Below are 22,300 nucleotides of genomic sequence, written 5' to 3'. Positions count from 1 at the left end.
ATTATATGAGAGATAATAAAATAATAGCTCGCCCTATGTTGATCGCTCTCTCAAAGTCGGCGAGAGGACTGAGTGTATATAGTTTGTTTCAGCGCTCAGGAGTTGGTTTTTCTGTTTTTAGCAATGTCTTAAGCTCTCTTTTATCTGAACAGCTGATAAAGGAGAAACGTGAGGATTTTTATACCATAACACCAAAGGGTTTTACATTTATTCTTATGGAAAATAGTCAATTGGATCGTCAAGAGTGGAAAAATGTTCCAGAGAATTTTTTGTGCTCAAAGCTTGATTCTAAATTTTATGTTCCTAGTAAGCGATTGTTTAAAAGAAAAGCTTTTTAATTGGTTTCGAGTGATGTAAAATTATGAACAGCTTGCGGAAACTAGCATATTGGAGTGTAGTCGCTCTGAAGTTTACGTCGATAATAACCTAGAACTAAACACAAATTTGCAAGCAAAAGTGTGTTTAGTTCACCGAATAGCATTCGCTATTCTTGGTGGCATCGGTTTTGTTCTAAATATTGCGTATCGCAATATTTAGAACAAAACCGATGAGTAGCAAAGTATAGAAAGTAGTTTCCGCAAGCTAATTCGAGGGAGAATTACTTATCCAATGAATAAGACACTGAAAGAATGGAAAAGTTTTTTTGAAGATCGAGGTATTGAACTCGAACTTATCAAAGAATACCTCGAATATATCGATAGATTAGAAACTAATGACTGTCCGGTTATATTTGAAGTTGAGCATTTATCTAAACTTATCGGTATTAATTATGAAGATCTAAATAAAATGATTTTTGGTGAGAAAAGTTTTTATAGAACATTTTATATAAAAAAGAGAAGTGGAAATAAACGAGAAATTTCAGCGCCATATCCATCATTAGCATTATGTCAATTATGGATCAAGGAAAATATTTTGTCACTAGATAAAAGTCACTTCTGTAGTCACTCTTATACCAAAAAACGTTCTATTTTATCTAATGCTAAAATTCATATTAATAGCAATTCTATTTTAAAATTAGATATACGAGATTTCTTTCCTTCAATAAAAATAAATTGGGTTATAAATTATTTTTCTTCTCTAGGTTATTCCGAAAATGTCGCTTTTGCACTAGCGTCGTTATGCTGTTTAAATGACACGTTACCTCAAGGAGGGCGGACAAGCCCTGATTTAAGTAATTTGCTTTTAAAAAGCTTAGATAAAAGATTATATCGATTAGCTAAGAAATTTTCTTTTAAATATACAAGATATGCTGATGATATTACTTTTTCTGGAGATGATATACCAGCGATTTTTATTAATTATGTGTCAGATATTCTAGTTAATTATGGATTTGTATTAAATAATAACAAAATTAGATTAATAAAAGGGGATAAACAAAAAATAATAACTGGGTTGGATGTTAGTGGTGAAAAAGTTCGTTTACCTAGAAAGATGAGAAGAGATTTAAAAAAACAAGTATATTATATAAAAAATTATGGTTTGCTTTCCCATGTTTCAAAACAAAAAATAAAAGATCCTAATTATATTCAATCGTTACTAGGTAAACTTGCTTTCTGGATGTATGTAGAAAAAAGCAATAAGGAAGTGAAAGGAATGTATGAATTTATTAAATCTTTAAATAGGGATAATTAGTTAAGAGTTCATCATAGACTCAGGGCAAGATTGTGAACGTTTTTTGATCAATCAAATTGATCGATTTGACGATCATATTTACCTGTGATCATATAAGCTCTTTTCAAGCAAAGAGAGCTTCCGGTAATGCATATCTACGAGTTTAAAGATTACCTTCACGCGGTGACGGATGAACGCCAAAAAATTCTGTGGATACACCTAAAAACCAAGCATTGATCCGCCACCACAAAACCATAATCCCCCTGAAAGAGATAGACTTTTTTCCTGCAACCCGCCACACTAAAGCCATTGTCAGTTTCAGGAACACTCACCGGCAGAACCCATGAAAAGCAGCCTCGACCACCTTCCCGAATTCAAACAGCATGAGCTTCAGAGCATCTCGCTGATTTTGCGCGACACGCTGGCTGATTACATTGAAAGTAAGCAGGGGAGTAAACGGGAATTTCGGATCCTGAAAATTATTCTGTTTGGTAGTCATGCCAAAGGCAGTTGGGTGAATGATCCGGATAACGGGTATATTTCGGATTACGATATTCTGGTGGTGGTCAATCACGATGACTTAGTGGAAGACGATGTAGTCTGGCAACGGGCGAAGGAAGAGATTGACCGCAAAGTCACTTCTGCACCGCTGGGGCTGATTGTCCATTCGCTCCGGGATGTCAATGAACGGCTTCAGCAGGGGCATTACTTTTTCAAAGATATCCGGGAAGAGGGGATTGAGATTTTCTCTGCCACGCCGAAAGAGTTATCGCTGCCGGGGAAACTGACGGATGAAGAGAAACAAGCGATTGCCAAAAAGCATTATGATCAGTGGGTTGAGAATTCAGATGATGACTTCGAGATGTATGCTTATGCCAGAAAGCGTTCAAGATTGAAAAAAGCCGCTTTTGAACTTCATCAGGCAACGGAACATCTATACGCCTGTGCCCTCCTGACCTGCACTAACTACTTACCTAAATCCCACAATATCGAGAAACTGGGCAAGCTCTGCGCGCAAATCGATCCGCAGTTTCAAACGATCTTCCCGCTGGAGAACAAATTCCACCGCCGTAGCTTCCGCCGCCTGCAACGCGCTTACATCGAAGCCCGATATTCCGAGCATTTTGAAATCACTACTGAGGAGCTGGATTATCTGGCGGGTGAAGTAGATAAGCTGAAAGGGTTAGTGGAAGGTGTTTGTCTGGAATGTTTGAAGTGTGATTAATTCAAATAATGAAGCATTCACATCAAATTAATCACCCTCACTTAAGTATTAGGGTGAGATTTCTGTCTTAAATGGTTTTGTGGTAATTGTGATTGACCGAGGACAGCAACAACCAAAATGAAACCGTCTTCTTTGGTAAAATAAGCCGTGTGCCTGCCAACAGGAAAGTAAAAACCGCTTGGGTAAATATCGTCGCAACTTTGACCCACTGCTGGATTGTCTGCAAGCATTTGAAATCCAGTGATTAATGTATCTTTGTATTTGTGCCACTGCATCTCAGAGAAATTGTTTATGGTGTAGCTTTGGATTTTTCGTAAGTGAGACTGTGCTAATTGACTTAGTTTGTATTTATTCTTCTGCATAAGTCAGTTACAAGGCGCTCAGGAAGTCTTCGCCATTAGCTACATTACCTTGCGCCAGGTCTTGTTTTGCCGACTCAAAACAATGTTTGAGGTAGTCAGCTTTCATAGCCTCTAACTCTTCATAATCTTTAATGGACATGACGACTACGGCGTCTTTGCTGTTTTTGCTGATCTTTACCGGCTCACGTTGGGCGCTGAGAAGCAGCTCACCAAAATTACGTTTCGCATCATTTGCTGTTAATGTGTGCATGATCAATCTCCAAATTTGGTATCACAGTGAGATTATAGTTGTTCGCATGAAATGGTCAATATGATTAAATCGTGCGATTTTTGTGTAAAAGGGTGCAAGCGGCTTTTGCGCGTGCATCATATACAAATGTTACTTTTCTAAGGAAGTATTGTGCAAAACTTTAAAATTGCAGTCGCTCAAATTCCTTCTGTCAAGGGAGATATCTTTCAGAATATTGAGAACCATCTTAACGCAATAGATATTGCTGCCAGATACAAGACTTCGATAATCATATTCCCTGAACTCTCATTAACCGGGTATGAACCTCAACTGGCGTCTTCACTGGCATTGACCGCTTCTGATGAGCGGCTTAATCCTCTTGCAAAGTCTGCATGTGAAAATGCAATTTGGATCGTTGCGGGAGCTCCCTTACTCTCAGAAAGTGGGTTGCACATTGGCTCTCTAATCTTCGGCCCGAATGGATCAATATCAACGTACTCCAAGATGAACCTTCACCCCGGTGAAGATCAGTACTTCGTCCGCGGTGATGAACCCAAAATACTTAAAATTCAAGATCAAAAAGTAGCCATCGCCATCTGTGCCGATGCAAACAACCCTCTGCATGCGAAATCGTACGCTGAAAATTCGGCAACAGTTTATGCTGCTGGTGTTTTCGTCACTGATGGTGGGTATAACTCTGACACTCAAAAAATGCAGGAGTATGCCGAAGAACATGATCTGCTAGTTGTCATGGCAAACCACAATAAACCCACAGGTGGTTGGGAACCCGTAGGCAAAAGTGCTACATGGAGTAAAGATGGTTTGTTAGGTGTTGCAAGCAAAGAAAAAGATTCAATCATTCTTTCTCATCAGGCAAACCAAACCTGGAAGTCTCAAGTCATCGAGATGTAACAAGTCAATCCAGGGGAGAATACAGGGGGAAATACCGGAGACACACGCCTAAGAAATTCACTCCCCAGAGCGAATCATCAATCCACCGGGAATTTTTGTTTCTGGTGGAGTACACGCATAATCCGAATAATATCGCCCTCAAGCCAGTACGAGACGATCATTGAAATCTCAGGAATGATGAGCAGTCGTCCACGGAGACCGTCCCGTTGTTCACCCATGAGAAGGTGTTCTGCCAGGTTTTCAACTTTCATTTCAATGAGGTTGTCCGTTTTCTCTGCTGCATCAGGGTTGAAGTCATAGAGAAACTCAAAAATCTTTTCGCGATCATTGAGTGACTATTCTTCCCATAAAATCATTGCTTACCCCGGTTGCGGATTCTGGCTTTGCGCTCCGCCATTCGGGATTGAGCGGTTTGGTGTTCAACGAAAACCGCTTGTCCGGAGTCAAACTTCTCAAATGCCAAATTGACCTGTTCGGTTAACCATGAATCGTGAGATAACGCTTTACGTTGTTGCTCAGCGAGCTGCTCGGTCAGTTCACGACAGGCATCGCTCAGTGTGCGGCCCTGACTTTCAGCCATTTGTTGCGCCAGGCGTTTTGTTTCCTCATCAACACGAAACTGAATTCGGGTGTCCATGATTGATTCCTTTGCTGGTGTGTGTACAAATGTTAGCACCAGCCTTTGGGATGGGGAACTCACAAACGCGTATCATGACCAACGGAGACCAACGGAGACCAACGGAGACCAACGGGGACATGCACCCTAAGCCAAAGCTCAAAACGTCATACTGATGCCACACCCTGTTTCATTCACAAAAAATGACAGGAATCAGCTGAATTCAGAGAATAAGATAAGGAAACAGCCTGGCTTTTTCCTTGTCTGTCAAAGCTTCGACTCTGGCGATGTTGTTATCGGGAATAGCTTCCGGATTCGGGTAATGTTTCAGCACCTTTTCCATCGACGCTTCGCGTATCAAATGGATTGTCGGATAGGGTGAACGGTTGGTTAAGTTCTCGGCATCTTCGGGTTCAGTGCCACCAAAGCAGTAGTCTGGATGAAAGCTCGCGATCTGGTAAATGCCTTCATAGTCTTCTTGCCTGAGTAAGGCATCGACCCAGTCTAAAAAGAAGTTATAATCCATAAAATCTGCCAGCATATCGGTCACAACGACCAGGGTGGTTTCCAGCGCTTCGGGCGCTTTGCTGTCCAGTTCCCTGAGTTCGAGTAATATAAACGCCAGCAACTGTTCTTCCGATGTCGCTGCAGAAACAGCCACCTTGATTTGGTTGTTTTTATTCGGTTTATGCGCAAAAGGACACAGGTTCAGGCCAATAACAACATCGTTTAACCATTGTCTTGTCTCCAGTTCTGCTCTAGATGTTGTCATATCTATACTCTCTTATCATTGAATACACCGTGTGATTTGCTACATAACCATTGGGATCCGGGCAGCAACTGACCTCGTCGCGTCACCCTTGTTCTCACGGTTCTCCGTGGGAATACATACCGAATCAAAAATGACCATGACTGGCAGATATCAAGTCGTTCTGTTTCACCTTCATTATGACGAACACTTGAATAACGCCAGTGAGTCGCTTTATCGACATAGTCTATTTTAACAGGATTTTGGTGAATCTATTCAACCTTCTGATACATCTTGTGTGGCACTTCTGAGTCAGGTATGCATTTTCCCACGCTGAGCGTGGGAACGAGGAGTAACCTTCGCTAACTCTGTTTCCACGGTCTTCCGTGGGAATACAGATCAAATATAAACATCATTGATATAAACGCGTTGCAAATTCACCTTTGCTCACATCCATCAAATAGTTAAAGTGTCTGTCCCCAGAATACACCTGAATACATATCCCCAAAATACATTGTATTTCGCCACCTTTTAGCATCAGAACGCTTGAGTTTCATCACTAATTGAGATATCAATCAGTCGATAACACTGGAACGGATATAGGATATTGCGCGAATGACGCCTTCGTCCCCCCATCAACCCAACGGACAGTTTATTCGGATCGAAAAGGTATTGGATTATATCCATACCCATATCCGGATGCCTTTGACTTTAGATATGCTCGCTGATGCGAGTTGTTGGTCCCGTTGGCAATTGCAGCGTGTTTTTCAGACATATACCGGCTATTCGGTGGCACAATATGTCCGGGAAATGAAACTCAGCTGCGCGGCTGAATTGGTGTTATCGACACGCTACCGAATGTCGGATATTGCCTATGAGTTTGGCTTTAACTCTGAAGTCGCTTTTAGCCGGGCGTTTAAACAGCATTTCGGATTGTCACCCAAAGCTTACCAAATCCGGGGGACGCGCATTGGTATCAAAGCCCGGTTAACGCGTCCGGATTCTGCCTCGCCTGGTGAGCAGGTACAGCGTTCAGCCCCTGTTTTTTATCAGGTCCGCATTGATTCCATGAGTCAATTGAATGTCCATGGCGTATCTGCCCAGGTGAAAGGGCTATATGCGGCCACGCCTGATTTTGCCGAAACTATTCCGCAGATTTGGCAATCCTTCTTCGAAATCGTGCGCGATGACCAGCTTTATCACGTCCCGCATATTGGTATTATTGAACACCGGGATGACACATTCGGAGAGCTCACCTATTGGGCAGGTGTTGAAGCCTTTCCGGGGGTGACTGAACGATTAACCGACTTACCTTCAGTGTGCCTGTCAGAGCAGAACTATGCCGTGATGCGTTATCAGGGTAAAGCTTGTGAGCTTCATCATGCGGTGACCTGGCTTTTGTCCGTCTGGTTGCCGGAATCGGGTTACAAAGGGGCAGATGAAGCCCCGGTGCTTGAATTTTATTACCCGCCTTTTCATGTGGAGGCGTCTGAACCGTTTGAAAGTGATAGGGTCAACGCTGAATACTGGCTCCCGATTCACCTTTAAGCATCATGTCTTGCAACCGGCTCGTTTCTTTTACAAAGCGCTTTTTATCGCATGATCGCCGCATTTCCCAGCAATCTTTTGTCGATGCTATCCCTTCACCCATCGTTCTTCGCCAATCGTTCTTTACCGATATTCCTTGAGCGATAGCGCTTTAGCCACAAAGTTTGCGTGATATTTTTGCGCCATTTATGCAGACATGCACCAAATTGTTAATTTTTGTCTTATTAAATCTATATGATTCTTTAAATGATAATTATTATCAATCAAATCATAATAAAGAAGTGTAAGCACACGCTGGAATATGAGCCGTAAGCAGTTTTCGGAGTGAAGTGGAATCATCATGGTAGTCATGAAACAGGAACAAATGAAACAGGAACAAATGAAACAAGAACAAATAAAACATATACAGACGATTCAATCCAAACGATTGAAGCCAACAACGCTTGTGACAGCAATCGGCCTCTCTTTATTTTCAATCTGTCCCATGGCGGCTGAGAACACACCGTCTGACTCATCCGACTCACCGGACACGATGGAGGTCATCGGACAGATGTACCGCAATACGGCGACCAAAACCGCATTGGAACCTGAGGACACACCGCAGTCGATTTCTGTGATTGATCAAGAAACCCTTTCAGAACGGGGCGTGAAGTCCTTAAATCAGACGTTGCGTTATTCACCGGGAGTCACGACCGAAGTGCGGGGCGGGGCGGTGACTATGTACGACACCTTTAACATTCGTGGTTTTGATGCACCTCAAAGCTATTACGACGGTTTGCTATTGCAATATTTGCAGGGGTGGAATCTACAGCCGCAAATCGACCCGACTGCGCTTGAGCAAGTAGAAGTATTTAAAGGCCCAACATCGGTCTTGTATGGTGCGATGCCGCCCGGTGGCATGGTGAACATGATCGCCAAATCGCCAGAACCGGCCCCAGGTACGCAGGTGAATGTCGCGACGGGATCGCGACGTCTGAGAGAAGTGTCGCTGGATTCGACCGGGCAAATCAGTGACAGTCGCCTTGCATACCGGTTGATTGCTCTATTACGCAAGCAAGACAGTCAGGTCGATGACTCTGAAGAAGAGCGTCAGATGATCGCACCTTCTTTAGACTGGCAAGTGACTGACAACACGCTGATCAACTTTAATCTTTATTATCAGCATGATCCGGATATGGGGATTAATTCCGCGATGCCGGCATCGGGCATGTTCCAGGCGAACGCCAATGGTTCAACAAGCCCATCCACGTTTGTCGGTGATAAAAACTGGAACCATCTTGAGCGGGAATTTGTTCTGGCTGGCTATAAAGTGAACCATACCTTCAATCAGCATTGGTCCTTCCTGCAAAACTTGCGATATATGGATGCTTCACTGAAGCAACGGAATACGTATCATTTGGCATCGAGCTTTGACGAATCAACAGGCACCCTGGCAAGAAATATTTATTCGACGGATGAGAATTCGTATGGGCTGGTTGTGGATAATCAACTGTCAGGGCTCATTGTGACCGATTCCGCCATGCACAGTGTGTTGCTGGGTCTCGATTATCAACGGTTGGATGGCGATTCCGGCTATCAAGAGTATGCGACGTCCGATACGTCATTCTATCAATTCAATTTGTTCCAGCCGAATAACAACTTGCTTGATACCAGCACACTCAGTTCGGTGTATGCACAAAAGAGTCATATATCGATCCGTCAGACGGGGTTGTACGCGCAAGATCAGGTGCAATGGGATCAACTTGTTTTGATTGCTGGCGGTCGGTTTGACCACTATGAGTCGACGACAACAACCGATGTTTCTTCTTCGGTGACGGTGACCGATGCGGATCACCACAACTTCTCTTATCGTGTTGGGAGCCTGTATGCCTTTGATAATGGTCTGTCGCCTTATATCAGCTATGCAACGAGCTTCGAGCCTTCGGCGGGGACGAATGCCAGTGGTGAATCATTTAAACCGCAGAAAGGCAACCAAATTGAGGTCGGTTTGAAATATGAAGATCCGGATATGGACTGGCGCGGGACGCTTGCCTTGTTCCGCATCAACAAAAAAGATGTCTTAGTGGCGGACCCGGACAATACCAATTACAAAATCCAGTTAGGTGAAATCAGATCTCAGGGGGCGGAAGTCTCAGGGCAGTGGATGCTCTCTGATCAATGGGATATTGCCGCGAATTACACGTATCTGGATATGGAGATTACCAAAGATAGCGAAAACGATCTGGAAGGAAAAACGCCGGTCTGGGTGCCGAAGCATCGTGCCAATGTATCGGCAAACTATCACATCCATACGGGGGCGCTGGCGGGAACGCGTCTGGGAGGCGGGATCCGTTATGTCGGTACTATGCAGATTGATGCCGAAAATACGGGGAAAGTGCCTGATTATACGTTAGCGGATGTCTCGATTGGTTACGACTTGAAACACATGTCTGACACTTTGACGGGAGCAAAACTGACCCTGTCAGCAACCAATGTATTCAATAAAGAATATTATTCATGTTACAACAGTGCGAACTGTTGGTATGGTGCGGAGCGAACTGTTGAGATGAATGTGAATTATCAATTTTAACCGAAAGAACGTATTGATGATCCAGGACGCTTTGATACGACAGGACAATATCAAACTATTTGATACCCTGAACCAACTCGGCCAATCGATCACCCCTTATCTGCGGGGTGAATTGGTGGAGCCGTTGTCTCAGTATTCAAAAGGGGAGCCTCAGGCATGTTCTAAGGAATGGCCTGAGGCGTTGACAACCCATTCGGATGCAATTGAGGCTTCTTCGGCCACCAAGGCTCTGGTGACCGGGGCGGCGCAAGATTTGGCGGTGATTCAACAACTGCATCAAGGTCTGAAAACCGTTTATCCGGAAGCCTCACCCGGCTACCGGGTGATCCGAAGTTGGGATTTATTGACCTGGCAACCGCTTTATCTGAGTATGATTGGAATTTACGGCATGCAGCGTCTGCCCGATCTTTCCGGCCTGAAGCAATACGTCCGGCAAGGCGGTGTCATGGGGTATGCTCTGGATGCCCCGACCTTTTGGGCCGGTGATCCCGACGCGCTGATTATCAAGGCTGGCGCACAGCTAAAACCCTTATTTGCTCATTACCGGGCCATCCTGGATCGTGTGGCGCGTTGCCGGCAAGGGATGACCCGCCAACTGGTGGCGGATGCCATTCTGGCGAATCTGGCAAAACTTCAGTGGCTTGATCTTCCCTGGGAGGCAGATCAAATCCGACATCAGGCCGCGTTATGGCTCAAAGCGATGTCACTGCCTGCCTCTAACCTGGCATCTTATGATCTGGGTGAGGACGGACGGCTACACCTGACGCGCCGGAGTTGTTGCCTGGTCTATCAAACAAAGCAGGGTGAGCTGTGCGCAGATTGCCCAAGATTAAAGAAACGGCAGGTTCCCCATGTTTGAGCTTGAAAAGGTTGCAGTGATTCGCGATCAGCGATCCATTTTGCAGATTGAGCACCTTCAGATTCCCACCGATCAGTTGACGGTGGTCCTGGGCCATAATGGGTCAGGTAAATCAACGTTGGTCAATCTGTTATCGAACCAACTCGCCCCAGAGCAGGGGACGGTGTTATTGAATCAGCAGCCGCTGACGACGTACCGGGCCAAGCCCTGGGCAAGGCAGGTTGCCTTTCTGCCGCAACAGCTCCCGGACGTGGCCGGGTTGACGGTACGGGAATTAGTGCGACTGGGGCGATACCCATGGCGCGGGGCGTTCGGGCGTTGGAATGCGGAGGATAATGAGAAGATTGACGCCGCTTTAGAGGCCACAAAAATGACCGGATATGCTGACATGCAAGCGTCTCAGCTTTCTGGGGGAGAGCGGCAACGTGCATGGATTGCAATGTTGCTCGCACAGCAGTCGGATGTGTTGATTTTAGATGAACCTACCTCTGCACTCGATATCCGGCATCAATATCAAGTCATGCAATTACTGGCTTCTCTCAATCAGCAATTTGGTAAAGGGATCATTGTGATTCTGCATGATTTGAACCTGGCCCTGAAATTTGCGCAGCATGTCGTGGCACTGACGCAGGGGCAAGTCGCCTTTCATGGTCCGGCGGATTTGCTCGCTGACCCGGCGCGTCTGGCCGCGTTGTATGCCACACCCATTGAATTGATTGACCATCCTTATCAACCTCATCAAGTAGCGATCATATGCGAACATACATTGTCCTGATAGCCGTCATTTGGCTTGGTAGTTTTTCACATTCTGTTGCCGCCGCCGCGTATCAAGTGACCGATAGCCGCGGACAACATACGCTGACACACATCCCGAAACGCGTTGCCGCAATGAACTGGGATATTGCGGAGCAAGTGTTGTCTCTGGGTGTGACGCCTGTGGCGATGCCCAACATTGCCGGGTATCGGGCCTGGGTAAAACAACCGGACGTGCCGCAGGGCGTTGAAGATATTGGCCGGCGTGCGGAACCCAATCTCGAAAAGCTGGCCCGGCTCAAGCCGGATGTCATTATTGCCGACTCAACCCTGCTTGAGCTGGCGCCGACCCTGAGCAAAATTGCGCCGGTGTTGTTTTATACGACCTATAGCGTCAAGCATGAAAATAGCCCTAAGCGTGAAGACAGCCCTAAGCGTGAAAATAGCCCTAAGCATGAAAACGCGAAAGCTGCGATTGAAAACTTCCGTTTGATCGCTCAGGTTCTGGGCAGGGAAACCCTTGCAGAACAGCGTTTGACCCAGATGAATCAAGAGATAGCATCGCTCAAACAGCAGTTACATCAGGCGTATGGCCATAGCCTGCCGAAGGTTGCCGTATTTCGGTTTGCCAGCCCGACGGCGATCTATTTGTATGGAGACAATGCGATGCCACAATATGCCTTGTCTTTATTAGGCATTGCGCCTGTGTTACCAATGCCTTCCTCGCAATGGGGCGTGACGCAAAAACGGCTGAGAATTTTAAGTCAGATCCCGGCGACCGATGTGGCACTGTATATTCGTCCGTTTGAGCAAGAAGCCCGGCTCAGAAAATCGGTGATGTGGCAGGCTTTACCTGTGGTGAAAGCGGGACATGTTCATGCGGTTGAACCGGTTTGGAGTTATGGCGGTGCGATGTCGATTTTATATAACGCGCGGGCGCTGACACAGGCACTGATTGCCGTCGCCAAAGCGGCGCCAACAGCCAGAGATTAAAAAGCTAAAATATTCAATGCAATCCGTCGATCAAATAACAAAAACAGTGCCGGGAAACCGGTGCTTTTCTCTCGGGTATGGGCTCGTGTGTGGGCTCGTTGTTGCCATCTTGATATGGCTGAGTGTGGGCAGTGATTTATCATGGCAGGCGCAGGGGAGCGTGATCCTTCGGTTGCTGAGACATCTGTTGTCGCACACGGACGATGTGTCGGTCTCCTGGAATTTTGCAGAAACCTTATGGCTGTCTTCACAGCTCCCCCGGCTTTGCGCCGCGATGATTGTCGGGGCCATTCTCGCCTTTGCCGGGAGTGTGATGCAGCAACTGACGCAGAATAGTCTGGTATCGCCTTTCACGCTGGGGACGGCTTCAGGCAGTTGGCTGGCGCTGGTGGTCATCAGTATTTTTGCACCCGCCTGGGTCAATGACTGGGGGCATCTGGCTGCCTGGGTTGGCGCATTGATGGCGGTGGGGTTGGTGGTCATCATTGTCGGCGTCGACAACCTGTCCGGGCTGCCTGTGGTTCTGGCCGGGATGGCCGTCAATATCTTATTGGGTGCGGTTGCGGTCTCGTTGACCTTGCTCAATCATCAATATGCCAAACATCTTTTCCTTTGGGGAGCGGGGGATCTGGCCCAAAATGGCTGGGCGGAGGTTTTACATCTGCTGACAGGTTTGTTCCCCATCGGATTGTTGCTGGTCGGGGCGCCGCGTGTACTGGCGATGTTACGGCTCGGCCACCAGAATGCGAAAGCAAGAGGAGTACAACTCGGTTTCACGCTGGCGGGGATCATCCTGCTTTGCGCCGGGTTGATTGCGACCGCGATTGCCGATGTCGGTGTGATTAGTTTTATCGGTTTAATGGCACCGAATGTCGCCCGTCGCCTGGGCGCGCGCACCCCACTGCAAGAGATGCTGGCCAGTCTCCTGTTGGGCATGATCATGCTCACCGGTGCCGATGCACTGGCGATATTCCTGAGTCAACACTCCCTGAACCTGATTCCGACGGGCATTGTTGCCGCTTTTATTGGTGCCCCGGCACTTATCTATGTGGCGAGGCAGCATCGTTATGCGCAGGATAATGTCTTTTTTACCCCGCCTGCCGCGATTGTTCGTCATGTCGGGCGGGTGTCACTGGCACTGGGGGTGATCTTTGTCGTGATCGTCAGCGGCGGTTTTCTTTTCACCCAAACCACACTGAGTCATGAGGTGCATTGGGTCTTGCAATGGCCCAACGCCTTTGAAGCCTCCCTGCGTTGGCCGCGTTTGCTTACGGCGATGGTTTCGGGCGCCGGGCTGGCCGTGGCTGGCGTGTTACTCCAGCGCTTGATTTATAATCCGCTTGCCAGTCCGGATATTTTAGGGCTGTCTGCAGGGGCGACCCTTGCGTTGGTGACGGGCAGCTTATGCTTCGGGCTGAATATTTTTCAATCCGCCCCGGTCTTAGCATTTACCGGCAGTGTCTCGGTTTTGCTGCTGTTGCTCATGTTGTCACGCCGGCACCGTTTCGCCCCGTCGATACTCGTGCTCAACGGTTTTGCGCTGACTGCGATGGTGGATGCGATGGTGCAATTTGTGTTAGCACAGGGCAATGAAGACACCTATGCGATTTTGAACTGGTTATCCGGTTCGACTTATCGGGTGACGTCAACGCAGGCGCTTGTCGTCATGATCGCTGTCAGCGGATTAATCGGCATTGCCATGGCGCTGAGCCGTTGGTTGACGCTCCTTTCGGCCGGGCGCGCCTTTGCTGCGGCGCGCGGTCTCGCGGTCAACCGGGCATTTGTGGGGCTGTTGGTCTGTGTGGCGCTCTTGTGCAGCACGGTGACTATGGTGATGGGGCCCGTCGCGTTTGTGGGCTTACTTGCGCCACACATCGCCATCATGCTGGGCGCAACGTCTGTTCGGCAGCAGATGGCGATGGCCGCCGTGATTGGGTCAATCCTGCTCATGCTGGCTGACTGGCTCGGGCAGCAACTGATGTATCCATTCCAGCTCCCCGCCGGCACGTTTGTCTCTATTATTGGCGGCCTTTATTTCATCGCGTTATTGCTGAAAAGCAAGCGGATGGTATGAGTTTTTTTTACAAAATTATGGGGACACTAACAGTTTTCTGTCTTTTACCCTTGTTCCCACGGTCCTCCGTGGGAATACAGACCGAATATAAGCATCATTGATATAAACGCGTTGCAAATTCACCTTTGCTCACATCCATCATGAGATAAACAAAAAGGCCACAAAAAATATATGTGTTTGTTAAATTACGGGGACACACACCCTAACGGTTTTGTTTGTTTCTGCTGTGTTTGGCTTTGGTGGTAGGGTTTGTTGCGCGCCTGCCTTTGTCGGTTTCTTTGGCTGCACCGAACGCGCCCCAGTTCCTTTTGGCAGACGCCAAAAGGAACCAAAAACGTCTTTTTTGGGCTTGGTCACGCGTGGACAGGACCGATTTGTAAGCGCTTCCCTGCGCTGACAAATCTGAAACTTTCGTCGTGAAAGTTTCTCCTTAGAGCTGCGATCAATTTGACTGTGTTTTGTTTAACCTCGTTCCCACGCTGTGGGAATACATACCGAATATAAGCATCATTGATCTAAACCCATTGTAAATTCACCTTTGCTCACATCCATCATGAGACAAACAACAAAAACCACACAAATTATATGTGTTTGTTCAAAGTATCCGCTTTCAGCGAGCAAGTGCATTTGAATTACTGGGTGTTTGGTCAATTCTATTTATTGATGAAGGGAGAGTTGTGGCATTTTAGGAATGTAAATAAGCTGAGGATATTGTCGGGAACAGTCGGCTGTATTCAGGGCCTTATCATATATGTTGCTCGTCTGGTTGTGTGAGTTTCTTCGGTTGAACGAAACGCGCCCCAGTTCCTCCTTACTGGCTCAAAGAGGAATCAGAAATGAGTGACGGTCCTTTTATTTTAAAGTTCTTACATTTGGGATTATTAGTACTTGTGGGTGCCGGAATAAGTAAGGAAGTTTAATGTTGGTGTGCCCATCTAAAAAATTAACGCTAAAGAGCTTTTGAACCAGATGACGGGTCGTTAGTTATATGTGTGAATCTGTTCCGCTATCCTTTTTAAGTGATGTTCAAGTTTTAATACGGATTGCTTGTTTGCTAGAACAGGGTGAAATTGTACAGGCCATTCAATTATTGGAGGACGCCCATAATGCAAAGCCCCGATCTGAAAATTTACTCAATATATTGAGCAACCTTTATCAAAGATTCAATGAGTACGATAGAACAAGGGAATACACCGAAACAGCTAGTTGCGAGTTAACACTATCCAATAATGAAGCCGATTTTAACTTACCCAATGAGGATGATTTCGCTTTTTTGGCTGAACAATCCAATGAGCTTGAAGAGGAAGAATATAGGTTTGAAAAGCCAAACGTTGAAGAAGAGAGTTTGCGTAGAAAGACATTGAGTCTTAAGTCCAAGAAACAATCAATTGCTGCTGAAGATAAAGGCAAAGTTCAGATTTTTTATAAGGATGTGCATAGGTGTCCACCTACACATTTCTCTCCTCAAGATGATGAAATAAAAACTGATTTCACTGATACGATTAGTTCACTTGATAAGCTGGACAAAGGTGAAAATACTTATATTTGTGAACCTGAACAAAGTAGTAATCCTTCAGAGCAGCAAGAAGAATATCAAAATGAAGTGTCCACTTCTTCATTAATGGAACAAGACGGAAAGGTTTTTAATGAATGGAAATCGGAAGAACTGGATTTATTTGAAAACTGTACAGATGCAGCGGGGCTTGAAGACACTGTTTTTGAGGGGATGGCATATAGAAGCACTGGAGATGTCACCGATACAAGTGAAGAGACAATACCGTTTGAAGACAATGAAATGGAATTTTATGCTCTCTGGGATGATGTTTCAGATAATGAAGAAGAGGAAAGCATAGATGATGGTGTTTTAGATAACCGTCTCACCCTTGAAAGGCGCGCCCGTCTTGTCGCAGTAGATGCTGTTATCGAACTGGAATGGCATTCCAGTAAGTTACCATTTTTAGTTGAGGTGTTCACCGGGGCTGGCTGGAACAATTCATACAAAGCATTAAAAAGAGAGGTTCAAGCCGGAGCTACATATGAAGAACTGGAGCTTGCTTTAGAAGTGAAGAAGTTTTGGCAGGATTCTCCGCGGTATTGGATTACCTTTGCAAAAGTGTGGGCACAGGGCGAAAGTACTACTGCAACCTATAAGCATTGTAGCTGGAAGCAATCGTTACGCTTGATTCGACTCTTTAATGGTGTACCGACTTTTGAAGAGGTCTATGACCTTTTAGAGACAGAGTTTGAGTATTGGTATAACAATCGGGTTTTACGACTGTGTTTTCCTGCTTTCAGTAAATATTTCTTTCATTATTGTCTCCACAGCAGAAATCTAAACATCAACGATGGGAGGTTTTGATTTTCTTGTCCCCATAATGTTTACATGTATTTTGGTTTTGTCATGCTTATTTGAATGAGGTGTTCACATTGAAAGAAATAGCAATTTAGTAAGTATGCATCTGAGAATTACTCTTTGGGCGACGTTTACACCGCTGATTAAATGTTAAGACTCAGGAATTTGTTGGATAATCCGAAACAAGGAGATATGGAATAGTGCAAACATATAACAGACTGAAGCCTGTAAAAAATTGCTGGGTATCACATGCAAAAAATGGCAAAGGGATTATCCGCCAAGTCATGGGAGGTATCGATGGAGTTACAATAAAAGTTCATTGGAAAAATGCTGCTTTCGGACAAACTTTAGTACCGCTTAACTCCGTTGTTTCAGGTTTAGAGGTCGGGATGGAGGTACAGTACGTTCCTATGTCTAAAACAGAAGCTTTTTTGGGTGAGGGTATAGTACTTAAAACCAGAGAGGTTGCCGGTTTCCACCAAGCCTTGGTTCATTTTTCTGAGTCATCAATTATACGTTGGTTACCGTATGAGAGGCTGGCGTGGATAAAAGGTGTAAAACACCGTTTTTGCACAAATGACTTTGGTGACGATGCCTCACCAGAAATATTTAGGTTAAAAGTTCTCGCTAATGCGATTGAGAACTGGAACGAAAACACAGGCTCATTATCTCGGCTACCAATTGACCCTTTACCTCATCAGGTGCATTTGGTTCACCATATTCTGGCCTCTGGGCACCTTAATTGGATGATTGCCGATGATGTTGGTCTGGGTAAGACGATTGAAACAGGAATGTTGCTCAAAGCTCTAGAGCAGAGAGGACAAGCTGAGCGTGTCTTGCTAATTACTCCTGCTGGACTGACCGCACAGTGGAAAGAAGAGCTTCATAATAAGTTCGGACTTAGCAAATTCAGGATATATGGTGAAAACTTTAACATTGAAGAAGAACGTGAATGGGGTATGTATAAACACGTTATTGGTTCAATCGATCGGTTCAAAGAAGAGCACCATTTGGAAAAACTGCTAAGGGCAGAATATTGGGATCTTGTAATTTTTGACGAGGCCCATCGACTCAGCCGCAGGCAATATGGAATGAAATATGAAGCATCACATCGATTTCAACTCGCCAATTATCTGAGGGGGAAAACTAAGGCTATGGTACTGTTGAGTGCTACGCCTCATCAAGGTAAACCCGACAAGTTCCAAAGTTTATTGATGCTGCTTAATCCAGATAGAAAAGAAGAAATTGATACATTAGCTCTAAATCCTGAAATTCTGTCAGAGATGATGATCAGGAATAACAAGTCAGATGTGACCGATTTGGAAGGTAACTTCATTTTCAAGGGTAAAACAACCAAATCCATTCGTGTTACTCATGACGAATCTATGAAACATTTTGACATGTTGCTTCAATCCTATCTAAGAAAGGGTTACCAGACTGCCAGAGAGATGGGACAAATCGGCAATGCAATAGGATTTGTAATGACCGTTTACCGAAAGCTGGCCGCATCCAGTGCTAAAGCAATTAACAAAGCGCTGAACAACAGGAAATTCAGATTAATTGAAGAGGCTTGTACGTTAGTTGTTAGTGATGAATTGGATGAGCGATACACAGGTGAATCAGAAGAACAGCAACTACAAGCCCTGCAAGGAAAAGAATTTTTTGATGGTGAACTAGAACAACTGGATGTTCTGATTGCTGAAAGCGAACAAGTTCTAAGAAATGATCCAAAATTGAAAGAGTTTTTGGAGAAACTGATCCCGTCGATCTTGGCAAATCACAAATCAGAGAAAATATTAATTTTTACTGAGTATCGTTCTACACAAAATTACCTAAAAGTAGCTTTGGAGGAACATTATGGTGTTGGCTGCGTAGATTTAATTAATGGTTCTATGAAGCATCAGAACCGCACAGAAGCAATTAGAAATTTCGAAGATGCGGGGCAGTTCTTGATTTCCACAGAAGCTGGTGGAGAAGGTATCAACCTTCAAGATAAGTGTCACATTATGATTAATTATGATTTGCCTTGGAACCCAATGCGATTGGTACAACGGATTGGACGTTTGTATCGCTACGGACAAAAAAATCGAGTGGTTGTATTTAACCTTTACTCTCCTGAGTCAATGGATGACCAAATCATGGAATTGATGCATGAGAGAATTGAGCAGGTTGTTGGGGATTTGTCGTCATTAAGTGGTGAGTTCAATGAGAGATTGAGTGAAGACATTATGGGAGAGGTAGCTGATTTGGTAGATGTTGAAAATATCCTACTAGAGGCAACAAGTGACGGTATCACTCGTACTAGAGAGCGTATTGAAAAAGCATTAGAGAAAGCGAAAAGTGCAGCGAGCAAACAGCGAGAACTGTTTGAATATGCAGCGGGTTTTGAACCTTATGAGACCAGAGAAGAGCTTAATATCACTTTAGAACATGTGAAATCGTTTATTACGGGCATGTTTAAATTATTGGATATCGAAATTATTGATAAGACCCATAAAGACCTTATTTGGCAGATTCGGCTGCCTGAAGAGTTAGCAATAGACCTAAGGGTAAGACGAACTAGATGGGAGATTACTTTTGACCGCAAGCACTACACTAATCGCAGAAACTGCGAGATGATGGATCTTGATAACTTCATATTCAAGTATTTGATTGAAAAAGCCAAGTCATATGAGTTTGGAGGACTCACAGCTTCTATTGGCCACATGCCTAAACTTGAGGGAGCTGTAGTTTGTTCATATTTAAGATGGCAGAATGCTCAGGGGTTAAGACAGCGACAAGAGTTAGTCATTATTCATATAAATAAAGATGAAGACATTGTAATGAATACACAGGATTTCTGCGACTGGCTGAGATCAGACAAGGTTATTTCCTATGAAAATAGTAGGCAGAATTTAAAAGATTTATTCCAAAAAATAGAGCAGAAAGGCTTAGAAGTTTTGCAGGCTAAATCAAACCAATTACTCCATCCTGAGGGTGTATTCCCTATAGCTGGTGGACTGTTTTATGAATAAAGGCAATGGGAGAACAGTCTCTGTGATTCAGAAATACCGAGAAACACCGGGGGGACACCCCTAAAAATCAGACATTGATCCGCCACCACAAAACCGTAAGCGCTCAATACTCGACACCATTGAACCCAACAACCCGGGGATTTAACCTCTGGCGATATTCCACGGAAGAAGAGATTCAACCTGTTCAACAGTTTCCGCATAGGGCAGTTTGCTCAGGACAGTATGAAGATAATCATATGGCTCCAGACCATTCAACTTTGCCGTTTCCACCAGGCTGTAGCAGACCGCACTGGCCTTCGCGCCCTGTGAGCTGTCGGCGAACAACCAGGCTTTACGTCCAATCACGAACGGGCGGATGGCATTTTCCGCTAAGATATTGCTGATTCGCAACGTTCCGTCAGTGCAGTAAACCACAAGCTTCGGCCACTGATTGAGCATATAGTTGATAGCTTTTCCGGTCAGGCTGTCTTTCGGCATTTTTCCGGTATATTTTTCAAGGAAGGCTTTGAGTTTTTCCAGTACCGGTACGCTGTGTTGCTGACGGTAAGCGACCACCTGCGCCGGCGTATACTCTGTCTTTTCTTTCAGGTCACTGATTTGTCTTTCAATATGATAGAGCTTGTTGATATAGCTGAGCGCCCTGTCCGCCTGACTGACCTTCGCTTTCTTTCCCTTCGGCTGCGCTGCCTGAGCTTCGGTAAATTTACGCCGGGCATGGTCCATACAGCCGACAGCGGTCAGCCCGTATTTCTCACAGGCAGCATGGTACCCCGCATAACCATCGGTGTGCAGGTAGCCTTTAAATCCTTCAAGTAATTCAACCGGAACGTTTCCGCCACGGGAAGGCGCATAATGGAACAGCACACTGCGTTTATCCGGCGGACCACCCAGTGACACCCACATATATTTATCAGAGGTTGCTGCCTTACCCGGCTCTTTCAGTACCTGAACCGGGGTTTCATCCATATTGATAAGATGCCCGGCATTCTGATAATCCCGCAGCAGGTTTACCAGTGGTTGAAGCACCTGCGCGGATTTCATCACATAATTTGCCAGCGTGGCTCTGGAGATATCCCCGCCATAACGGCTGAGCATCTTTTCAATCCGGTAAAGGGGCAGACCATCGACATATTTGGCTGTGAGCACATGGGCAATCAGCCCCACACTGCCCAGTGACCCCGGCAGCGGATGTTTGGGGTGTGCGGCCGTGATGATGTGCTGCCCTTCACCGGTTGAGAACACCGCTTTTTCCTGCATATATTCCAGTACACGAACTTTGGCTGGCACGATGTCCAGCTCTTCTTTCACTTTGGCGAAGAAGGTGCTTTTGGCGCCCATTTTTTCTTCGTCAGTCAGGTACAGGAAGATTTGCTCGCGGGGTAAATCAGCTGACAGTGGTTTGCGGCCGCGGGGTTTTGGGGAGGTATTTTTCTTCGGGTCTTGTTTTTCGTGCGCATCCAGCTCAGGGTCAGTGACCAGCTCGGCTTCATCGAACAACAGGTACTGAGACGGGTTGGTTTTCTCGCTCGAAGGTGTAAAGCGTTTGATTTTCAGCAGCCGGACGACTTCTTCAAGGATGGCGATATGTTCTGACTGAGACTGAAGTTGTGCTTCTTTTTCGGCTAACTGTGCACGAAGCCACTCAATTTCAGACCGGTTGTCAGCAGAAGAAGTCACGATTAAAAATACCTTAAGCTATTGTTTTAACAGGTATTCATTATATCAGAATTAAACATCAATGTCGCTAAAAGAGCGCCTCGTAATGCAATTTTTTATGGCCTTTCATCAACGAGATATCATAGCCATCCAGCAGCCAGTTGATTTGCTGTCCGGTGAGTGTGACAACCTCTTCTTCTGGTTTCGGCCAGCGGAATTTCTCTTCGGCGAGCGCTTTATAGTAAAGGACAAATCCGTTATCTTCCCACAACAGACACTTGATTTTATTGTGTTGGCGGTTGGTGAAGACATACAGATGACCACTGAACGGGTTATGCCCGAGCTCCAGCTCAACCAATGCACTGAGACCGCGGTACGATTTACGGAAATCCACCGGCTCACGATAAAGGAAGACCTGCACCAGTGCCGGGTCAGGACGCAGTGTCATATTGCTCATTGCAGTGCCTCCAGTAACTGGATAACGGTAGAGAGATTGGAAGATTGAATGTCATGAATGGTCACCCCGCCCGGCAGAGAAAGCGACAGCCCGGTTGTTGGCATTGTCTGCTCAATCCGGGCGACGGCAAAACCCGCCGTGACTGTTGGGGTGTTTTGCTCCGGTGCTTTTTCGTGGCGTTGTGCTTTGGTTTTCCAGTAATAAAAAGCTTTAGCGCTGAGATGGTGTTCCCGGCAGTATTGTGCCTGCGTCATGCCGGATTGTTTCCAGGATTCAATATGTTTCAGCCAGATATGGGGGTTAAGGGAAGCCATAGTGTTT

At 45.7% G+C, this 22,300-nt stretch carries 19 protein-coding genes and 1 pseudogene; 12 read left to right on the top strand and 8 right to left on the bottom strand.

The window, feature by feature from the left end; genetic code table 11:
* Positions 1-5: 5 nt before the first annotated feature.
* The 3 genes from OC443_RS25480 to OC443_RS25470 all read left to right on the top strand — a co-directional run bounded on the left by OC443_RS25480 (position 6) and on the right by OC443_RS25470 (position 2,836).
* Positions 6-338: a hypothetical protein gene (locus OC443_RS25480; RefSeq protein ID WP_073582221.1), complete on the top strand. Its 333-nt coding sequence runs from the start codon at positions 6-8 to the stop codon at positions 336-338.
* 271 nt (positions 339-609) lie between these two features.
* Complete coding sequence (locus tag OC443_RS25475; protein WP_073582219.1) at positions 610-1,632, top strand: reverse transcriptase family protein; 1,023 nt, start codon at positions 610-612, stop codon at positions 1,630-1,632.
* A 322-nt stretch (positions 1,633-1,954) separates the two neighbouring features.
* The gene (locus tag OC443_RS25470) at positions 1,955-2,836 is read left to right on the top strand and encodes a HEPN domain-containing protein (protein WP_073582217.1); all 882 of its coding nucleotides are present in this window, start codon (positions 1,955-1,957) and stop codon (positions 2,834-2,836) included.
* 41 nt (positions 2,837-2,877) lie between these two features.
* Here the strand turns inward: OC443_RS25470 and OC443_RS25465 are convergent, their stop codons facing one another.
* Positions 2,878-3,198, bottom strand: a complete 321-nt coding sequence (locus OC443_RS25465; protein WP_073582215.1) for a type II toxin-antitoxin system RelE/ParE family toxin — start codon at positions 3,196-3,198, stop codon at positions 2,878-2,880.
* A gap of 7 nt (positions 3,199-3,205) precedes the next feature.
* Complete coding sequence (locus OC443_RS25460) at positions 3,206-3,448, bottom strand: type II toxin-antitoxin system Phd/YefM family antitoxin (protein WP_073582213.1); 243 nt, start codon at positions 3,446-3,448, stop codon at positions 3,206-3,208.
* 150 nt (positions 3,449-3,598) lie between these two features.
* On the opposite strand from OC443_RS25460, the gene OC443_RS25455 reads away from it, so the two are divergent.
* Positions 3,599-4,339 carry a carbon-nitrogen hydrolase family protein gene (locus OC443_RS25455; protein ID WP_073582211.1) on the top strand — a complete coding sequence of 247 codons (741 nt, stop codon included), beginning with the start codon at positions 3,599-3,601 and terminating at the stop codon, positions 4,337-4,339.
* A 77-nt stretch (positions 4,340-4,416) separates the two neighbouring features.
* Here the strand turns inward: OC443_RS25455 and OC443_RS25450 are convergent.
* The 3 genes and pseudogenes from OC443_RS25450 to OC443_RS25440 form a co-directional block, all read right to left on the bottom strand.
* Positions 4,417-4,695, bottom strand: a pseudogene (locus OC443_RS25450) (type II toxin-antitoxin system RelE/ParE family toxin).
* On the bottom strand, positions 4,692-4,976 hold the full coding sequence (locus tag OC443_RS25445; RefSeq protein ID WP_073582209.1) for a type II toxin-antitoxin system RelB/DinJ family antitoxin: 285 nt from the start codon (positions 4,974-4,976) through the stop codon (positions 4,692-4,694). The pseudogene OC443_RS25450 and the gene OC443_RS25445 overlap by 4 nt, the downstream one beginning before the upstream one ends.
* Before the next feature lie 202 nt (positions 4,977-5,178).
* A complete protein-coding gene (locus OC443_RS25440; protein WP_073582207.1) occupies positions 5,179-5,727 on the bottom strand; it encodes a DUF1415 domain-containing protein in 549 nt (182 codons plus the stop codon).
* A 591-nt stretch (positions 5,728-6,318) separates the two neighbouring features.
* On the opposite strand from OC443_RS25440, the gene OC443_RS25435 reads away from it, so the two are divergent.
* The 8 genes from OC443_RS25435 (at position 6,319) to OC443_RS25400 (ending at position 19,866) form a co-directional block, all read left to right on the top strand.
* The gene (locus OC443_RS25435; protein WP_073582205.1) at positions 6,319-7,251 is read left to right on the top strand and encodes an AraC family transcriptional regulator; all 933 of its coding nucleotides are present in this window, start codon (positions 6,319-6,321) and stop codon (positions 7,249-7,251) included.
* Between the two features lie 379 nt (positions 7,252-7,630).
* Entirely contained in the window at positions 7,631-9,820 is a 2,190-nt protein-coding gene (locus OC443_RS25430; protein WP_073582237.1) for a TonB-dependent siderophore receptor, read from the top strand.
* Positions 9,821-9,836: 16 nt separating this feature from the next.
* Positions 9,837-10,679, top strand: coding sequence for a siderophore ferric iron reductase (locus tag OC443_RS25425; protein WP_073582203.1), 843 nt, complete (start codon positions 9,837-9,839; stop codon positions 10,677-10,679).
* Positions 10,672-11,454 (top strand): ABC transporter ATP-binding protein, encoded by a 783-nt coding sequence (locus OC443_RS25420; RefSeq protein ID WP_073582201.1) that lies wholly within the window; start codon positions 10,672-10,674, stop codon positions 11,452-11,454. The genes OC443_RS25425 and OC443_RS25420 overlap by 8 nt, the downstream gene beginning before the upstream one ends.
* Positions 11,433-12,425 carry an iron-siderophore ABC transporter substrate-binding protein gene (locus tag OC443_RS25415; protein ID WP_073582199.1) on the top strand — a complete coding sequence of 331 codons (993 nt, stop codon included), beginning with the start codon at positions 11,433-11,435 and terminating at the stop codon, positions 12,423-12,425. The genes OC443_RS25420 and OC443_RS25415 overlap by 22 nt, the downstream gene beginning before the upstream one ends.
* A 16-nt stretch (positions 12,426-12,441) precedes the next feature.
* Positions 12,442-14,499, top strand: coding sequence for a Fe(3+)-hydroxamate ABC transporter permease FhuB (gene fhuB / locus OC443_RS25410; RefSeq protein WP_073582197.1), 2,058 nt, complete (start codon positions 12,442-12,444; stop codon positions 14,497-14,499).
* A gap of 988 nt (positions 14,500-15,487) precedes the next feature.
* Positions 15,488-16,858, top strand: a complete 1,371-nt coding sequence (locus tag OC443_RS25405; protein ID WP_143169294.1) for a tetratricopeptide repeat protein — start codon at positions 15,488-15,490, stop codon at positions 16,856-16,858.
* A gap of 194 nt (positions 16,859-17,052) precedes the next feature.
* The gene (locus OC443_RS25400; protein WP_143169293.1) at positions 17,053-19,866 is read left to right on the top strand and encodes a DEAD/DEAH box helicase; all 2,814 of its coding nucleotides are present in this window, start codon (positions 17,053-17,055) and stop codon (positions 19,864-19,866) included.
* Positions 19,867-20,007: 141 nt separating this feature from the next.
* Here the strand turns inward: OC443_RS25400 and tnpC are convergent, their stop codons facing one another.
* The 3 genes from tnpC to tnpA form a co-directional block, all read right to left on the bottom strand.
* Positions 20,008-21,543, bottom strand: a complete 1,536-nt coding sequence (tnpC, locus tag OC443_RS25395; protein WP_073585476.1) for an IS66 family transposase — start codon at positions 21,541-21,543, stop codon at positions 20,008-20,010.
* Between the two features lie 67 nt (positions 21,544-21,610).
* Complete coding sequence (tnpB, locus tag OC443_RS25390; protein ID WP_083601724.1) at positions 21,611-21,979, bottom strand: IS66 family insertion sequence element accessory protein TnpB; 369 nt, start codon at positions 21,977-21,979, stop codon at positions 21,611-21,613.
* Positions 21,976-22,293: an IS66 family insertion sequence element accessory protein TnpA gene (gene tnpA, locus OC443_RS25385; RefSeq protein ID WP_073585475.1), complete on the bottom strand. Its 318-nt coding sequence runs from the start codon at positions 22,291-22,293 to the stop codon at positions 21,976-21,978. Before tnpA ends, tnpB begins: the two co-directional genes overlap by 4 nt.
* Positions 22,294-22,300: the final 7 nt, after the last annotated feature.

The sequence above is a fragment of the Vibrio quintilis genome, assembly GCF_024529975.1.
GTDB lineage: Bacteria > Pseudomonadota > Gammaproteobacteria > Enterobacterales > Vibrionaceae > Vibrio > Vibrio quintilis.
The sequence above is the reverse complement of the archived record's forward strand: the minus strand, read 5'-3'. Positions and strand labels throughout refer to the sequence as shown.